The sequence below is a fragment of the Pseudomonas sp. IzPS59 genome (assembly GCF_014863505.1).
Taxonomy (GTDB): domain Bacteria; phylum Pseudomonadota; class Gammaproteobacteria; order Pseudomonadales; family Pseudomonadaceae; genus Aquipseudomonas; species Aquipseudomonas kribbensis.
Genome location: NZ_CP062251.1, coordinates 4,212,655 through 4,227,155 on the forward strand (window position 1 = coordinate 4,212,655; position 14,501 = coordinate 4,227,155).

The 14,501-nt window shown below is 60.4% G+C and carries 15 protein-coding genes; 9 read left to right on the forward strand and 6 right to left on the reverse strand.

Annotated features, from left to right (window positions below):
- Positions 1 to 15: 15 nt before the first annotated feature.
- Both IF189_RS18825 and IF189_RS18830 read left to right on the forward strand, forming a co-directional pair.
- Complete coding sequence (locus tag IF189_RS18825; protein ID WP_192552066.1) at positions 16 to 2,439, forward strand: TonB-dependent receptor; 2,424 nt, start codon at positions 16 to 18, stop codon at positions 2,437 to 2,439.
- An 81-nt stretch (positions 2,440 to 2,520) separates the two neighbouring features.
- Positions 2,521 to 2,817: a hypothetical protein gene (locus tag IF189_RS18830; RefSeq protein ID WP_134827502.1), complete on the forward strand. Its 297-nt coding sequence runs from the start codon at positions 2,521 to 2,523 to the stop codon at positions 2,815 to 2,817.
- Positions 2,818 to 2,875: 58 nt separating this feature from the next.
- Here the strand turns inward: IF189_RS18830 and IF189_RS18835 are convergent, their stop codons facing one another.
- The 3 genes from IF189_RS18835 to IF189_RS18845 all read right to left on the reverse strand — a co-directional run bounded on the left by IF189_RS18835 (position 2,876) and on the right by IF189_RS18845 (position 5,899).
- Complete coding sequence (locus IF189_RS18835) at positions 2,876 to 4,447, reverse strand: diguanylate cyclase (protein ID WP_192552067.1); 1,572 nt, start codon at positions 4,445 to 4,447, stop codon at positions 2,876 to 2,878.
- Positions 4,448 to 4,631: 184 nt separating this feature from the next.
- Positions 4,632 to 5,081 carry a hypothetical protein gene (locus IF189_RS18840; RefSeq protein WP_134827504.1) on the reverse strand — a complete coding sequence of 150 codons (450 nt, stop codon included), beginning with the start codon at positions 5,079 to 5,081 and terminating at the stop codon, positions 4,632 to 4,634.
- Between the two features lie 152 nt (positions 5,082 to 5,233).
- Positions 5,234 to 5,899: a ribonuclease T2 gene (locus IF189_RS18845; RefSeq protein WP_085712570.1), complete on the reverse strand. Its 666-nt coding sequence runs from the start codon at positions 5,897 to 5,899 to the stop codon at positions 5,234 to 5,236.
- Positions 5,900 to 6,068: 169 nt separating this feature from the next.
- On the opposite strand from IF189_RS18845, the gene IF189_RS18850 reads away from it, so the two are divergent.
- The 6 genes from IF189_RS18850 to IF189_RS18875 all read left to right on the forward strand — a co-directional run bounded on the left by IF189_RS18850 (position 6,069) and on the right by IF189_RS18875 (position 11,337).
- The gene (locus IF189_RS18850) at positions 6,069 to 6,551 is read left to right on the forward strand and encodes a hypothetical protein (protein ID WP_192552068.1); all 483 of its coding nucleotides are present in this window, start codon (positions 6,069 to 6,071) and stop codon (positions 6,549 to 6,551) included.
- Between the two features lie 95 nt (positions 6,552 to 6,646).
- Positions 6,647 to 8,350 (forward strand): copper resistance system multicopper oxidase, encoded by a 1,704-nt coding sequence (locus IF189_RS18855; RefSeq protein WP_192552069.1) that lies wholly within the window; start codon positions 6,647 to 6,649, stop codon positions 8,348 to 8,350.
- An 11-nt stretch (positions 8,351 to 8,361) separates the two neighbouring features.
- Entirely contained in the window at positions 8,362 to 9,219 is an 858-nt protein-coding gene (locus IF189_RS18860; RefSeq protein ID WP_192552070.1) for a copper resistance protein B, read from the forward strand.
- Positions 9,220 to 9,250: 31 nt separating this feature from the next.
- Complete coding sequence (gene copC / locus IF189_RS18865) at positions 9,251 to 9,625, forward strand: copper homeostasis periplasmic binding protein CopC (RefSeq protein ID WP_192552071.1); 375 nt, start codon at positions 9,251 to 9,253, stop codon at positions 9,623 to 9,625.
- 3 nt (positions 9,626 to 9,628) lie between these two features.
- Positions 9,629 to 10,492: a copper homeostasis membrane protein CopD gene (gene copD / locus IF189_RS18870; RefSeq protein ID WP_192552072.1), complete on the forward strand. Its 864-nt coding sequence runs from the start codon at positions 9,629 to 9,631 to the stop codon at positions 10,490 to 10,492.
- Positions 10,493 to 10,551: 59 nt separating this feature from the next.
- Positions 10,552 to 11,337, forward strand: coding sequence for a transporter substrate-binding domain-containing protein (locus IF189_RS18875; protein ID WP_192552073.1), 786 nt, complete (start codon positions 10,552 to 10,554; stop codon positions 11,335 to 11,337).
- A gap of 48 nt (positions 11,338 to 11,385) precedes the next feature.
- On the opposite strand, the gene IF189_RS18880 is transcribed toward IF189_RS18875, so the two are convergent.
- The 3 genes from IF189_RS18880 to IF189_RS18890 all read right to left on the reverse strand — a co-directional run bounded on the left by IF189_RS18880 (position 11,386) and on the right by IF189_RS18890 (position 12,882).
- On the reverse strand, positions 11,386 to 11,601 hold the full coding sequence (locus tag IF189_RS18880) for a hypothetical protein (RefSeq protein WP_085712578.1): 216 nt from the start codon (positions 11,599 to 11,601) through the stop codon (positions 11,386 to 11,388).
- A gap of 111 nt (positions 11,602 to 11,712) precedes the next feature.
- On the reverse strand, positions 11,713 to 12,411 hold the full coding sequence (locus IF189_RS18885; protein ID WP_192552074.1) for a hypothetical protein: 699 nt from the start codon (positions 12,409 to 12,411) through the stop codon (positions 11,713 to 11,715).
- 108 nt (positions 12,412 to 12,519) lie between these two features.
- On the reverse strand, positions 12,520 to 12,882 hold the full coding sequence (locus IF189_RS18890; protein WP_192552075.1) for a DUF6124 family protein: 363 nt from the start codon (positions 12,880 to 12,882) through the stop codon (positions 12,520 to 12,522).
- Between the two features lie 613 nt (positions 12,883 to 13,495).
- Between IF189_RS18890 and IF189_RS18895 the strand changes: the two genes are divergently transcribed.
- The gene (locus tag IF189_RS18895; protein ID WP_192552076.1) at positions 13,496 to 14,500 is read left to right on the forward strand and encodes a hypothetical protein; all 1,005 of its coding nucleotides are present in this window, start codon (positions 13,496 to 13,498) and stop codon (positions 14,498 to 14,500) included.
- The last annotated feature ends 1 nt before the right edge of the window (position 14,501 follow it).

Below are 14,501 nucleotides of genomic sequence, written 5' to 3' on the forward strand. Positions count from 1 at the left end.
CGACAGGATCGCCGAATGACCGCATTGCCCACGCCCCGCCCCGCCACTTTTCCATTCAAGGCCCTGAGCCTGGCCCTCGCTTTCAGCGCACTGTTGCCGACTGTCGGCCACGCCGCCAACAGCGTCAGCGAAAGCACCAGCCAAAGCGTCAACATCGGCCCCGGCCTGCTCAGCCATGTGCTGGCGCAATTTGCGGTCAGCGTCGGCGTGCCGCTGTCGTTCGACCCGGCGCAACTGGGCAACCGTCAGAGCCCGGGCCTGCAAGGCAATTACACCGCGCAAAGCGGTTTTGCCCGGTTGCTGGAAGGCAGCGGTTTCGAACTGATCAGCACCGGCGACAACGGCTACACCGTGGCGCCGAAAGTCGCGGCGGACGGCGCGCTGGAACTGGGCGCCACCACCGTCAGCGCCCTCCACGACAACAGCGACGACACCTACGGCGGCGAACAGGTCGCCCGTCGCGCGCAGGTCGGCATGCTCGGCAATCAGGCAGTCAACGACCTGCCCTTCAGCGTCACCAGCTACACCGCCAAAACCATGGCCGACCAGCAGGCGCAAACCATTGGCGATGTGTTGCTCAACGACTCTTCGGTTCGCCAGTCCAACGGCTTCGGCAACTTCTCGCAGATGTTCATGATCCGTGGCCTGCCGCTGGCCTCCGATGACATTTCCTATAACGGCCTGTACGGCGTGCTGCCCCGGCAGATCATCGCCACCGAAGCGCTGGATCGCGTCGAGCTGTTCAAGGGCCCGAATGCGTTCGTCAACGGCGTCACCCCGAGCGGCAGCGGCATCGGCGGCGGGATCAACCTGCAACCGAAACGCGCCCTGGACACCCCGACCCGCAGCGTCACCCTCGACTACAGCGCCGACGGCCGAGTCGGCACGCATCTGGACCTCGGCCAGCGTTTTGGCGAGGACAACCGCTTCGGTGCCCGGGTCAACCTGATGCAGCGCGAAGGCGACACCGCGGTCGATGAAGAAGACCAGCGTTCGTCGCTGTTCAGCGTCGGCCTCGACTATCGCGGCGAGCGCCTGCGAGTCTCGACCGATTTCGGCTATCAGAAGCAAGTGATCAATCAGGGCCGCTCGGTGATCTACGTCGACTCAAGCCTGAGCAAAGCTCCCAAGGTGCCGCACGCCAACGCCAGCTACGCCCAGAGCTGGAGCTACTCGCAGCTCGAGGACACCTTCGGCATGGCCCGCGCCGAGTACGACCTCAACGATAACTGGACCGCCTACGTGTCCGGCGGCGCCAAGCACACCCGGGAAAACGGCGTGTACTCGTCGCTGACCGTCACCGACCTCAACGGCAACGCCCGTGGCGGCATGCTCTATCCGCCCCACGACGAGGACAACCAAAGTGCAATGGCCGGCCTCAACGGTCATTTCGACACCGGCCCCGTCAGCCATCAGTTGAATGCCGGCTGGGCGGGCATCTGGGGCGAGCAACGCTCGGCGTTCGAAACCATCGGCAATGCCTCGCGCTACTCCACCAATCTGTACAACGTCACCGACAAACCGCGCCCGCCGGCCACCTCGTTCGCCGGTGACATCAACGATCCGCGCGTCGTCGGCAAGAACACCCTGCGCAGCGAAGCGATTTCCGACACCCTCGGCTTCCTCGACGACCGCGTGCTGCTGACCCTCGGTCTGCGCCGCCAGCAAATGAAAGTCGATGGCTGGGCCACGGCCACCGGGGCCCGCACTTCGAGTTACGACGAATCGATCACCACTCCGGTCTACGGCCTGGTCATCAAGCCGTGGGAACACGTGTCGTTCTACGCCAACCGCATCGAAGGCCTGGCCAAGGGCCCGACGCCGCCGACCAGCGCGATCAACCGCGACGAAACCTTCGCCCCGGTGCGCAGCAAACAGGTCGAGGCCGGCGTGCGGCTGGACATGGGCAGCTATGGCGCCAGCCTCGGCGTCTACCGCATCGAGCAACCGTCGAGCTACACCCAGGACGGGATCTTCCGGGTCGACGGTCAACAGACCAACAAGGGCGTGGAACTCAATGTCTACGGTGAACCCGTCGACGGCCTGCGCCTGCTCAGCGGCGCGACCGTGATGAAGACCGAACTCGACGGCAGCAGCAACGGCGTCAACGACGGCAACCGCGCCATCGGCGTGCCACGCTTCCAGTTCAACATCGGCGCCGACTGGGATGTTCCGGGCCTTGAAGGCGCAGCCCTCAGTGCACGGATGTTGCGCACTGGCGGTCAATACCTGAACGCGGCCAACACCCAGAGCATCCCGTCGTGGAACCGCTTCGACCTCGGCTCGCGCTACGCCTTCAAGCTCGATGAAAAGCAGATCACCCTGCGCGCCAATCTGGAAAACGTCGCCAACGAAGCCTATTGGGCCTCGGCCAATGGCGGCTACCTGACCCAGGGCGCACCGCGCACGTTGAAGGTTTCGGCCACCGTGGATTTCTGAGTACCGCTGGTCACCCGGTCGGCACCAAGCGATGCGCGCTTCAGACCAATATCAGGTAAATCCCCTTTCTGGAGACGTACCATGAAGACGCGCACATTGACCTCGATGCTGCTGGCCGGTTTGTTGGCCACAGCGTCCGCCGCCAGTTTTGCCGCCAATGACGGTGCCAACACGTCGGGCACCCAGTCCGGCGCCAACGGCGGAACGAGCATGCCGCCGGACAACACCACTAACCGACCTAACGACGGCCCTTCCGACGGGATGAAAACAGGTACCGGAACCAACGGCAGCGCCAGCGGCTCAGGCTCGGGCGCCGGTGGTGGAACGGGCGCAGCAGGTGGCGGAACGGGTGGATCCGGGGCCGGTACCGGCGGCTGAACGAACAAGAACAGGCCATGGTGAACGCATCATGGCCTGTGTCTGAACCCTTTTTCCGTCAGCGATCCGAACGCATCAACTCACCAATGCCGCCGTCCATGGACAACACTGCCGCACGGTTACGGCCCGCGTTCTTGGCCTGATACAGCGCCGCATCGGCGCGCTGGATGAACAGTTCCGGGCTGTCGTTGCCCAGCGGAATGAACGAATAACAGCCCAGGCTCACGGTGAGATAACCGGTGGGCGAGCCGCTGTGGGTGATGTGTTTGTCCATGACGCTGCGGCGGATCTGCCCGGCAATCGCCAGCGCGCCGTTGATGTCGGTGTCCGGCAACAGCACCGCGAATTCTTCGCCACCGTAGCGCACCGCCAGATCGGATTTGCGCTGGCAGCAGTTTTTCACCACCAGAGCAACCTGGGTCAGGCAGTGGTCGCCGGCCACATGGCCGTAGGCATCGTTGTAGCGCTTGAAGAAATCGATATCGAGCATAATCAGGCTGACCGGGCTCGACTGCCGGGCGCCCCGGGCGAACTCAATTTCCAGCGACTGCTCGAACAGGCGCCGGTTGGCCAGCCCGGTCAGGCTGTCGTGGGTGGCAATCAGCTCCAGCGCCCGCTGGGCCTTGATCAGGTTTTTCTCGATCCGCTCACCGTCGCGCACCTGATGAATGAACACCCAGCCAAACAGCCCCACGCCGAGCATCACCAGCGCCACGATCACGCTGGATTGAAAGGCACGGTCATGCCAGCCCTTGAGAATCGTGTCCCGGGATGAAGAGGCAGACACCACCAGCGGATAACTGTCGAGCTGCCGATAGCCATAAAGGCGCGTGACCCCGTCGACCACCGAGTCGATCATTGCCGTGCCGGCCGAGGCGTTGGGGAGCAACGTCTGATAGATCTCGCCCTTGGCCAGCGAGGTGCCGATCAAGGACTCGTCGAACGGCCGGCGCGCAAGCAAGGTGCCGTTGGTCAGGCCGAGGAACATGGTGCCGTTGTCGTCCAGGCTGAAGCTTTTGAAGAACTTGTCGAAGTACGACATCTTGATGCCGGCCATCAGCACACCCTGAAAATTGCCGGCGTGGTCGTTCACTCGCTTGGAAATCGGGATGATCCACTCGCCGTTTTCGCGACTGCGGATCGCCGGGCCGATGTGCGCCACGGACGACACGTTCTGCTGGTGATATTTGAAGTACTCGCGATCGGCCACGCCGTTGCCACGGGGCAGATCAGGGAATGAGGTAATCACCCACTGCCCTTCGCGATCGAACAGGAACATGCCGTGCAACTGCTCCAGCTGCTGCACCCGGCGTGCGAAGGTTCTCTGCAAACGCGGTTTCTGCGCCGCGCCATAGCCGTCTTCCTGAATCCAGTCGACCAGGCTGGTCATTACCAGATCGGCAGCCAGAAAGGTGTCTTCGGCCTGCTGCGCCATCGCCCGGGTCAGGTTGGCCGAGGCCATCTGCGCATTCGCCAGATCCTGCCGACGTGACTGCTCGATCTGCAGATACAGCAGACCGGACAGGCACAGACACACGGCAACGATGAACAGCACCGCCGCCTTGCGCAGGGGCAGACGCTTGAGAGTGCCGCCGGGGGCCTGATGCGGATCGTGAATGGGGATAGGCAAAAGCGTGTCCTGGGCAGGTACGACAGGGGCAAAGGCCCGAAACCCTTGTTTTTTGTGAGCGTAGCCCACCGGATAGTGCGGGGCAACCAAGTGCCACCGAGACAATCCCGACCCCGTTGATATCGGCGCGCAGTGGAAATGGATGACCTGCGATGCGATTTATTTTTCAGAACTCGCCATGCTCTTAGTCCACCAACGACGGTTGGGTAGCGACCGAGACGACAAACAGCACTACGAGTGCCCAGAACATCACCACAAGTATCTGCATGACGACCTTCAAGCTTTTATAAAGCCAGCGCAACCAATGGCCTTCAGGTTTAGCTTCCGAGCGAGTTCTGAGTACGCCATTCAAATAAAAGCCAAGAAGGGCCAACAGTGCGCCATCAATGAACAGCGCAGGCAGACCGGCTGAGGGGAAAATGCTTCCCCACCGATAAAAAGACGACCGGCTCAGGAACACCACATAACACGTGAGGCTGCCGTAGGGGATGGCTCTCCACCATTTGCCGGTCAGCGCTCCGGCCATCAGGCACATCATCACCATGAACGGATTGAGGAGAATATGGATCATCCAATCCAGTACGTTGGGGAAGTAGTCAGGGGAATTGATGCTGCGCCAGATATATTCAAACATTATTCAGCTTCTTGCCTTCTATAGAATCATTGGTGCTTCCGTGCCGCTGTACGGTATCGGCGTATCCTCGGATGACATAAGCCCTGTGGTGTAAACATAAAAAACAGGCGCCTGAAAAGGCGCCTGTTTTTTATGGCCGGTAACCGATTGAGTTACCGCGACGGTGGAACCCGAATATCCCCCGCCCGGCACTGGGTTTTCACGCCTTTGCCGCACGCGCCGAATTGCAGGTCCTTGCCCATGCACACCCGCACTTCCGAGAGCTCCGGGCCGCTGCAGATGACGGCGATGCCGTCGGCCGGGATGCCCGGATTGCTCTTGCGGAACAGGTCGGCGATTTCCTGTGCTTCGAAGTAATAAGAGTTGCTGAACGGTTGCAGCTCTTGCGGGATTGTCACCGCCGCCACGGCTTTGTCCGCTTCGTCGAAGTAGCCCATAGCGCCGAGGCCGCTGCAGGTGCCGTGCTTGCTCCATTCGTGGTCGAGGAGTTTTTTCGTCGGAAACAGCGTCATGCCCTTGGCTGTTTCAGCAGCCGAGAGCGTGGTCACTGGCGGGCAGGATTCCGGCCAGCCGCCCTTGGCGTATTGCGGCCACAGGCCATGCAGGACAAAACCGTAGCCCTTGCCGGTGCATTGCGGGTCGTCCTTGTGGGTGAGGCAGAACGTCGGCGACCAGGACAGCGTCAGCAGGTAGTAATCGAACACCCCCGCCACCGACTCCGTCGGTGCCTTGTTGGCGTGTGACTGGCGCGCCGAACTCAGGCCGATGCTACCGACCGTCAGCGCAATCAGCGCCATAATTGTAAAAAGCTTTTTCATGTTCCCGTTCCTTGGGACGCGTGCGTCCGTGGTTTTTGTGGTCTGACCGTCAACTGGTCAGAGGCTGATTGAGTCATGCCAGTGTTGCAGGCGCATGACGCAAGGCAAAGCTGTACTACGTTGAAAGGTCTACGATTAATAAGCAGACACCACAAACAGGGATCCCGACATGAGTAAAGCAGACGAACTCGCCGCGAAGCTCAAGCAAACCCGGCACACCCACGCGGACGACATCACCTGCGCCGAACTGGAAATCGATTGCTGGCCGGCGGTGGTCTACGACCTGTATCACCGCATCGAGGGCTGGTTGCAACCGGTCACCGAGGTGGGACTGAAGATTCGGCGAAATCCTACCCATGTTTGCGAAAGTTCACCGGACGGCGAACCCCACGACTACGCCATCGACCAATTAATCATCGAAGCCAACCATCACAACCTGACGTTCGACCCCATTGCGCGATTCACCGAGGACGGTGCCGGTCGCGTGCAGATCGTCCTGCCGGGCCGGGACACTTCCCTGCTGCGGACCGTCGACGAACACGGCGAGAGTCATTGGTGGTTGCAGACCCTGGAGACCGGGCAACAGTTGGACGCAATTGCCCTGACAGAAAACAACCTGTTGCTGGTAGTCCAGGAAGGACTCGGCCTCTAAGTCGAACCTGACGCAACTGTAATCCGCGCCTCAGCCAACTGAAAGCTGCCGCTGGTTAGCCTCCCCGTCATTGGTCAAACGGGGACTTCCAGCGCATGCTTTCCAACACCTCAAGACGCACCTTCGTCAAAGGCCTGGCCGCCGGCGGTCTGCTCGGTGGCCTCGGCCTGTGGCGCACGCCAGTGTGGGCACTCAACAGTTCCGGTCAACTCAACGAACTGACCGGCACCGACTTCGAGCTGTTCATCGGCGAAACCCCGGTCAACTTCACCGGTCAGTCGCGCACCGCGATGACCATCAACGGCGGCGTCCCCGGTCCCCTGCTGCGCTGGCGCGAAGGCGACACCGTGACGCTGCGGGTGCGCAACCGGCTCAAGGCCGACACCTCGATCCACTGGCACGGCATCCTGCTGCCGGCCAACATGGACGGCGTGCCGGGCCTGAGCTTCAAGGGCATCGAGCCCGGTGGCGTGTACGTCTATCAATTCAAGGTGCGTCAGCACGGCACCTACTGGTATCACAGCCATTCCGGGTTGCAGGAGCAGGCCGGCGTCTACGGGCCGTTGGTGATCGACGCCCGGGAGCCGGAGCCGTTCCAGTACGACCGCGAGCACGTGGTGATGCTCAGCGACTGGACCGACGAAGACCCGGCCAGCCTGATGAAGACCCTGAAAAAGCAGTCCGACTACTACAACTACCACAAGCGCACCGTCGGCGATTTCATCCAGGACGTCGGCGAAAAAGGCTGGGGCGCCACCGTTGCCGATCGCACGATGTGGGCGCAGATGAAGATGAATCCCACCGACATTGCCGATGTCAGCGGCGCCACGTACACCTTCCTGATGAATGGCCACGCCCCCGATTCCAACTGGACCGGCCTGTTTCGCCCCGGCGAAAAGCTGCGCCTGCGGCTGATCAACGGCTCGGCCATGACCTACTTCGACGTGCGCATTCCCGGATTGAAAATGACCGTGGTCGCCGCCGACGGCCTGCACGTCAAACCGGTGACCGTCGATGAACTGCGCATCGCCGTGGCGGAAACCTATGACGTGATCGTCGAGCCTGCCGCCGACGCCTACACCCTGTTCGCCCAGGCCATGGACCGCACCGGCTACGCCCGCGGCACCCTCGCCGCCCGCGCCGGGTTGTCGGCCCCGGTGCCGACGCCGGACCCGCGACCGCTGGTAACCATGGACGACATGGGCATGGGCGGCATGGATCATGGCTCGATGGACATGAGCGCCATGGACCACGCCAGCATGAACATGGGCCCGATGCAGTCGCACCCCGACAGCGAAAAGGACAACCCATTGGTGGACATGCAAGCCATGACCACCGCGCCGAAACTCGACGACCCCGGCCTCGGCCTGCGCAACAACGGTCGCCGCGTGCTGACCTACGCCGACCTGCGCAGCACCTTCGAAGACCCCGACGGTCGCGATCCGGGCCGCACGATCGAACTGCACCTCACCGGCCACATGGAGAAATTTGCCTGGTCGTTCAACGGCATCAAATTTTCCGACGCTGAACCGTTGCGTCTGAAATACGGCGAGCGCATCCGCCTGGTATTGGTCAACGACACGATGATGACCCACCCCATCCACCTGCACGGGATGTGGAGCGATCTGGAAGACGAAAACGGCAACTTCCAGGCGCGCAAACACACCATCGACATGCCCCCCGGCACCCGCCGCAGTTATCGCGTGACCGCCGATGCGCTGGGCCGTTGGGCCTTTCACTGTCACCTGCTTTATCACATGGAAATGGGCATGTTCCGTGAAGTGCGGGTGGAAGAATGAGGACGCCGACCATGACTCCATTTGCCGTGTTTTCGTTGTCACTTCTGTCGCTGTCTTCGGCGTTGGCCGCCAGCGACATGCAGGGCATGGACCACAGCCAGATGGGCGATCTGCAAAGCATGGACGACGGCATGATGCAGCCCGCCGCGCCGACCGAAAGCCGCACACCGATCCCGAAGTTGACTGACGCCGACCGTGCCGCCGTGTTCACCAGTCACGGCGGCCACCAGGTGCACGACAGCGTCATCAACACTTACTTCCTCGCCGACAAACTCGAATGGCAGAACGGCGACGACGCCAGCACCCTGGCCTGGGATTTGTCCGGCTGGATCGGCGGCGACATCGATCGCCTGTGGCTGCGCTCCGAAGGTGAACGCAGCAACGGCAAGACCGAAGACGCGGAAATCCAGGCGCTCTGGGGCCACGCGATTTCGCCGTGGTGGGACGTGGTCAGCGGCGTGCGCCAGGACTTCAAACCCGGCGCCCCGCAAACCTGGGCTGCGTTCGGTCTGCAGGGCATGGCGTTGTACAACTTCGAAGCCGAAGCCACGGCGTTCCTCGGCGAAAACGGCCAGAGCGCGGTACGGCTGGAGGGTGACTACGACATCCTGCTCACCAATCGGCTGATCCTGCAGCCCACCGCCGAACTCAACGTCTACGGCAAAAACGATCCGCAACGCGGGATCGGCTCAGGCCTTTCGAACACCGAAGCCGGCTTGCGTCTGCGCTATGAAATCCGCCGCGAATTCGCGCCGTACATCGGCGTGACCTGGAACCGCACCTACGGCAACACCGCCGATTACGCACGGGAAGAAGGCGAGGATCGCAGCGAAGCGCGACTCGTCCTTGGCGTGCGGATGTGGTTCTGAATCCCTTCAAAAAACAACACAGAGGTCCTGCATGCGCACACTGAAAATCTCCCTCGTCCTCGCCGGCGGTTTGCTCCTGAGCACGTTGGCCCAGGCCCACCCGAAACTGCTGTCGTCGACCCCGGCCGAAGGCGCGGACGGCGCACCACCGGAGAAAATCGAACTGCACTTTTCCGAGAACCTGATGACCCAGTTCTCCGGCGCCAAACTGGTGATGACCGAAATGCCCGGCATGGCCCACTCGCCGATGCCGATGAAGGCCAAGGTCAGCGCCGGCAGCGATCCGAAAACCATGTTCGTTACCCCGCTCTCGCCCTTGCCGGCCGGTACCTACAAGGTCGAATGGCGCGCGGTGTCGTCGGACACCCATCCGATCACCGGCAACGTCACGTTCAAAGTGAAGTGACCGATGGCCGACCTGATCAACATCCTGCTGCGGATGGCGTTGTACGTGGATTTGCTGCTGTTGTTCGGGATGGCGTTGTTCGGGTTGTACAACACTGACTCGACGCTGCGGTTTCGGCCGATGCTGCGCGGGATGGCGTTGATCGGAGCAATGTTGTCAGTGGTAGGACTGGTGCTGATGACCCGCACCATGAGTGGCGAAACGGAATTCGCGGCGCTGTGGTCGCATCTGCAAATGATGCTGTTTGAAACCGATGTCGGCGTGGCGTGGGCGGTGCGGATGTTTGCACTGATCGTCGTGATGATCTGGCCGGGTGTGTGGCTGGCGTCGATGGCCGGCGCGCTCGCCCTCGCCTCTCTGGCCTGGAGCGGGCACGGCGCGATGGATGGCGCCTGGCACCTGCTCAGCGACATCCTGCACCTGCTCGCGGCGGGTGCGTGGATGGGCGCGATGTTGGCGTTGATCTTGCTGTCGCAGCTCGACTCACTGTTCAGCGAAGCGCGCATTCGTTCGCTGACCGATGCCGTCAAACGTTTCGAAGGCGTGGGCGCGGCGATTGTGCTCATCCTCTCGGTGACCGGTGTGGCGAACTACCTGTTCATCGTCGGCCCGACACTGGACGACATGTTGCTCCGCACCTACGGAATGCTGCTGGGGATCAAGATCGTGCTGTTTGCCGGCATGCTGGTTTTAGCGGCGCTGAACCGCTTTCACCTCGGCCCGTTGCTGGAACAATCGTTGCGCGACGGCCAGCATCAAGTCGCAGCCAACGCGCTACGACGCAGCGTTGCCGTCGAGCTCGGGATTGCGCTGTTGATCGTGGCGCTGGTGGCGTGGCTGGGAACGCTCGGGCCGGACGCGGGATGACACCCGGCAAACCCTTTCACTACACTGGCCCGCACTCCCACCGCACAAGCCCGATCACAATGACCATTCGAAAAAACACGATGATCTTCTGCGGTCTGCTGGCGCTGGCCGGCACCGCTCAGGCACAGGAACCAGCCTCGCACCTGGACACCATCCAGCAACAAGGCCAGTTGCGCGTCTGCACCACCGGCGACTACAAGCCCTACACCTTCAAACGCGAAGACGGCGGTTTCGAAGGCATCGACATCGCCATGGCGCAATCGCTGGCCGACAGCCTCGGCGTGAAGATCGAGTGGGTGCAGACCACCTGGAAAACCCTGATGCCGGACATGCAGGCCGGCAAATGCGACATCGGCATGGGCGGGATTTCGGTGACCCTGGAGCGGCAGAAAAAGGCCTATTTCAGCAACACCCTCGACGTCGACGGCAAGATCCCGCTGGTGCGTTGCGCCGACCAATCGAAGTACCAGACCATCGAGCAGATCAACCAGCCGAACGTGCGCCTGGTCGAACCCGCCGGCGGCACCAACGAAGCCTTCGTCCACGCCTTCCTGCCCAAGGCGCAACTGGCGTTGCACGACAACGTGACCATCTTCGAACAACTGCTCGACAACAAGGCCGACGTGATGATCACCGACGCTTCCGAGGCGCGGTATCAGCAGAAACAGAAACCCGGTTTGTGCGCGGTCAACCCTGAGCAGTTCATGCAATACGGTGAAAAGGCTTACCTGCTGCCCCGTGATGACATGAGCTGGAAGCTGTATGTCGATCAGTGGCTGCACCTGAGCAAGGTCACCGGGAAATATCAGAAGGTCATTGGCGAGTGGCTGGCAGGGCCGCAGTAAAACGCTTCAAGACGAAAAAAGGGCGCCTCGATGGGCGCCCTTTTCTATTCAATCGTCATGCAACATGCCGGAGCTGTACTGGTTGAGACTGGCACCAATACCGGTGCCGCCGAACTTCAGCGTATTGGCGCTGGCGCGCCCTTCCGGCGACTGGCAATCCGAAGAAAAACAACTGGTGGTGGTCAACCCACCGGAGCCCGAACAGGCACTCAATACCGAGACAGCTGCAGCGATCAACAGCACTTTGACGACATTGGCACTCATGGCACGGCTCCCCTTGGATGAAACGATCTTATCGCTGCATCCTAGGCGCCCGCGCGCGCCGACAACATGAAACTTTCGCCATCGACAGCGCGGGTTCAGGCAGACCGGCGATTACTCGTTCAGATCCTTGACCAGGTAAGTGCCAACAATCTGCGAAACACCGGTCAACGCCTCACGGACCAGCTCCGGCTCGGTGCGATAACGCAGCGGCTCGTAACCAAAGGTGTTGGCGCCGTTGAAGGGAGTGATGGGTTCCTTGCGCTGCCAGATCAACTCATCGCCACGCTTCAGGGCACCGTTCACGGCAATCGTCGGATACACCACACTGCTGAAACCTTGTGTCAGCGCAAAGCCCCAGGTGACCACCGTCAACTCGATCTGCGCATCGGCGGGCTCATTATCGGCGACGATCTTGAAACGACCGCTGGCCGCCAGTTGATCCTCGAACCCCTTCTTGACCAGTTTGCCCAGGTCGATATCAGCACTCGTCATGTTGTACTGAATCGCCTCGACCGTAGACATCGACGCCAGATCCCCGGCCTTCAACCCCGCCGCAAACCCGGCCCCGCTGAGCGCCGCCGTCCCCAGTTTCCCGGCATGGGACGCCATCCCGACACCCGCGCCGACACCGGCCCCGATTGCAGCGCCCCAGGCCTGCTCGCGGCCCATGTAGGTCATTTCCTTGAAGCTCCAGGTCACCGGAAGGACTTTCACCGTGTGGATCTGGGTGCGGTATTCGGGTTTGAACTTCTGATTGGCGCAACCTGCGAGAAACAGGACGGCGAACATCACGACAACTAGTTTTTTCATGGACAACTCAAAACGCGGAATGGAATGCGTAAGTTGTCGTCCACGTTGGGGAAATCTGAAGAAACACTGCCCTCCCGTGGCGGCATCCGCCACGGGAGGTATTTGCACTTACGACTTCGGCTCGACGTGATCCAGCGCCTGATTCACCGCCAGCCCCGCGACCATCACCACTTGCGCGATGCCCAGCGCCGTTTTGCGATGACCGGGTTCCAGGATCGCGGCGAAGTTGCTGAGCATTTCACTGGCGGAATCGAGGGACTCGCTGGCGTTGGCCAACAGGGATTCGCTGGTGTAGGCAGGGTTGGCCAGGAACATGGGGTCGTGTTGGGTGTGACTGCCCATGATGCGTTGTTGCGGGGTGAGGTAATGGTCGAGGGCGCGTTCGGCGGCTTCGTTCAGGGTTCGGGAATCGGGGAATTTGTAGGGGGAGACTGGATCGGTTTCTGGTGGGTTTGGGGTTGGTTTGATCATGGATGAAACTCCTAACACTCTTAGTGAAGGCTTCACCCTTTCGCTACCAAACGAAGGGTGGCGGCCATGAACAGGTTGGTAGACCGGGTGTTAGGAGCCGGCGCGCCCGAAGACGCCCTGTACATGACCACCATAAACCCCGATCAAAAGCACGACCGGAGACGATGACGCTGTACATCTAACACGCGGGCTACCAAACCCGATCACTGGTTTTCAGTGACCCGAGAACGATAAAAGCCACGGCCTAGACGCACAAGCCGGCGGATTCTGTCTTAGGTGTAGGGGGTGGCGCAAGGTTGTGTAGGGCTAGGATGACGAAAGAATGAGTCATTTAAACGAGTAAGATTTTAGGTTTAGAACAGTCCTAGTTTTTTGGCTTGCAAGGCGCCGTCTCTACCGCAATGCTGTGACGTACTGAAGCTAACCATTTCGCGCCTTATCAAATAGATGCGGGTCTTCAGGGGCTCTGTGATGGGAGCAAAGAGGACAATCGCGTGTGCCAAGATTTTTCCGGTGACGACAGAAGAGTGGCGGCTGTAGCCGCCAAAATCCGAGCTGAAGTAAAAGCTAGCAACGTGAGCTTAATTAGCCGCAACCTACGACAAGGACAGTAATGAGCTATATCACCCGCATCTGTCAAAATGACTCCAATTGGCAGTACCCCACTAGGAGCTCAGCCGAAGCATCCAATACCTTTTCCTCGCAGCACGGCTATGGCCATGAGGAATGGCTTTTTCGATTTGAATGGCAAATTGGCGGTTGGCAATATGGCTTTCTTCAAGGAGTAAACAAGGGCTGGGAGTCACGACTCGCACGTGGTGAGCGTGCCGGTGATGTTGTGCTCTACGCTCTTACTCCTGATGGGCGCCGCTATGTGGCCCATATTCGTCATATCGAGTTCCTAGATGAAGCTCAAGGCATTGCGGCCTTGGATCACTACAAGCGGCTTGGTTGGTATGACCGCATGCTGGAGGAAATTGACTCCGTAAATGGTGATAGAAGTGGCCTGGGGAACGGTGACTGGGCCCCTTACGTATTGAATGTTCGTTTTCGCCCAGAAGATGTGGAGTGGTATCCGCCAAACACATTTGCTGAGGCAGAGGACCCCGTGCAGCACTACAATCGTTATCAGCTCATTGAGCTTAATTACGAGGCCTCCCTGCCAGAAACGGTGAATACCCGCCGCCCTATTCGGAAAGGACAGAACCTTCCTCCAATTCAAGACAGCTATTTTAGGAGCGGAAGCTCGGGACGGGAGTGCTCGCCAGAGCATGGGATAATGCAGGCCGTCCTGCTTGAAGATCTGAAGGTTGAATACCCTGGGGCGCATATCGTCTTCGAAGAAAATTTTGTAGATGTCACCGTAACGACGGAAACGGAGAAAATCTTCTTCGAGGTTAAGTCAGATTTCTGCACGCGTAGGGTTTTGCGCTTAGCGATTGGTCAGTTGCTCGAGTACGCTTACTACTGGAATGAGCTATCAGAAAAAACGGTTAGGCTGATTGCAGTTGGTCGGACTGCACTGAGCACGGAGGACGAGAGATATCTCGAATACCTTACGGGACAATTGAATCTTCCACTTGAGTATCGCCAAGTCAAGCTTCCCTCTGAGGCTTAGA

Coding starts and splice junctions, on each gene's coding strand:
- IF189_RS18825 (WP_192552066.1), top strand. CDS start 16: ATGACCGCATTGCCCACGCCCCGCCCCGCCACTTTTCCATTCAAGGCC.
- IF189_RS18830 (WP_134827502.1), top strand. CDS start 2,521: ATGAAGACGCGCACATTGACCTCGATGCTGCTGGCCGGTTTGTTGGCC.
- IF189_RS18840 (WP_134827504.1), bottom strand. CDS start 5,081: ATGTTTGAATATATCTGGCGCAGCATCAATTCCCCTGACTACTTCCCC.
- IF189_RS18845 (WP_085712570.1), bottom strand. CDS start 5,899: ATGAAAAAGCTTTTTACAATTATGGCGCTGATTGCGCTGACGGTCGGT.
- IF189_RS18850 (WP_192552068.1), top strand. CDS start 6,069: ATGAGTAAAGCAGACGAACTCGCCGCGAAGCTCAAGCAAACCCGGCAC.
- IF189_RS18855 (WP_192552069.1), top strand. CDS start 6,647: ATGCTTTCCAACACCTCAAGACGCACCTTCGTCAAAGGCCTGGCCGCC.
- IF189_RS18860 (WP_192552070.1), top strand. CDS start 8,362: ATGACTCCATTTGCCGTGTTTTCGTTGTCACTTCTGTCGCTGTCTTCG.
- copC (WP_192552071.1), top strand. CDS start 9,251: ATGCGCACACTGAAAATCTCCCTCGTCCTCGCCGGCGGTTTGCTCCTG.
- copD (WP_192552072.1), top strand. CDS start 9,629: ATGGCCGACCTGATCAACATCCTGCTGCGGATGGCGTTGTACGTGGAT.
- IF189_RS18875 (WP_192552073.1), top strand. CDS start 10,552: ATGACCATTCGAAAAAACACGATGATCTTCTGCGGTCTGCTGGCGCTG.
- IF189_RS18880 (WP_085712578.1), bottom strand. CDS start 11,601: ATGAGTGCCAATGTCGTCAAAGTGCTGTTGATCGCTGCAGCTGTCTCG.
- IF189_RS18885 (WP_192552074.1), bottom strand. CDS start 12,411: ATGAAAAAACTAGTTGTCGTGATGTTCGCCGTCCTGTTTCTCGCAGGT.
- IF189_RS18890 (WP_192552075.1), bottom strand. CDS start 12,882: ATGATCAAACCAACCCCAAACCCACCAGAAACCGATCCAGTCTCCCCC.
- IF189_RS18895 (WP_192552076.1), top strand. CDS start 13,496: ATGAGCTATATCACCCGCATCTGTCAAAATGACTCCAATTGGCAGTAC.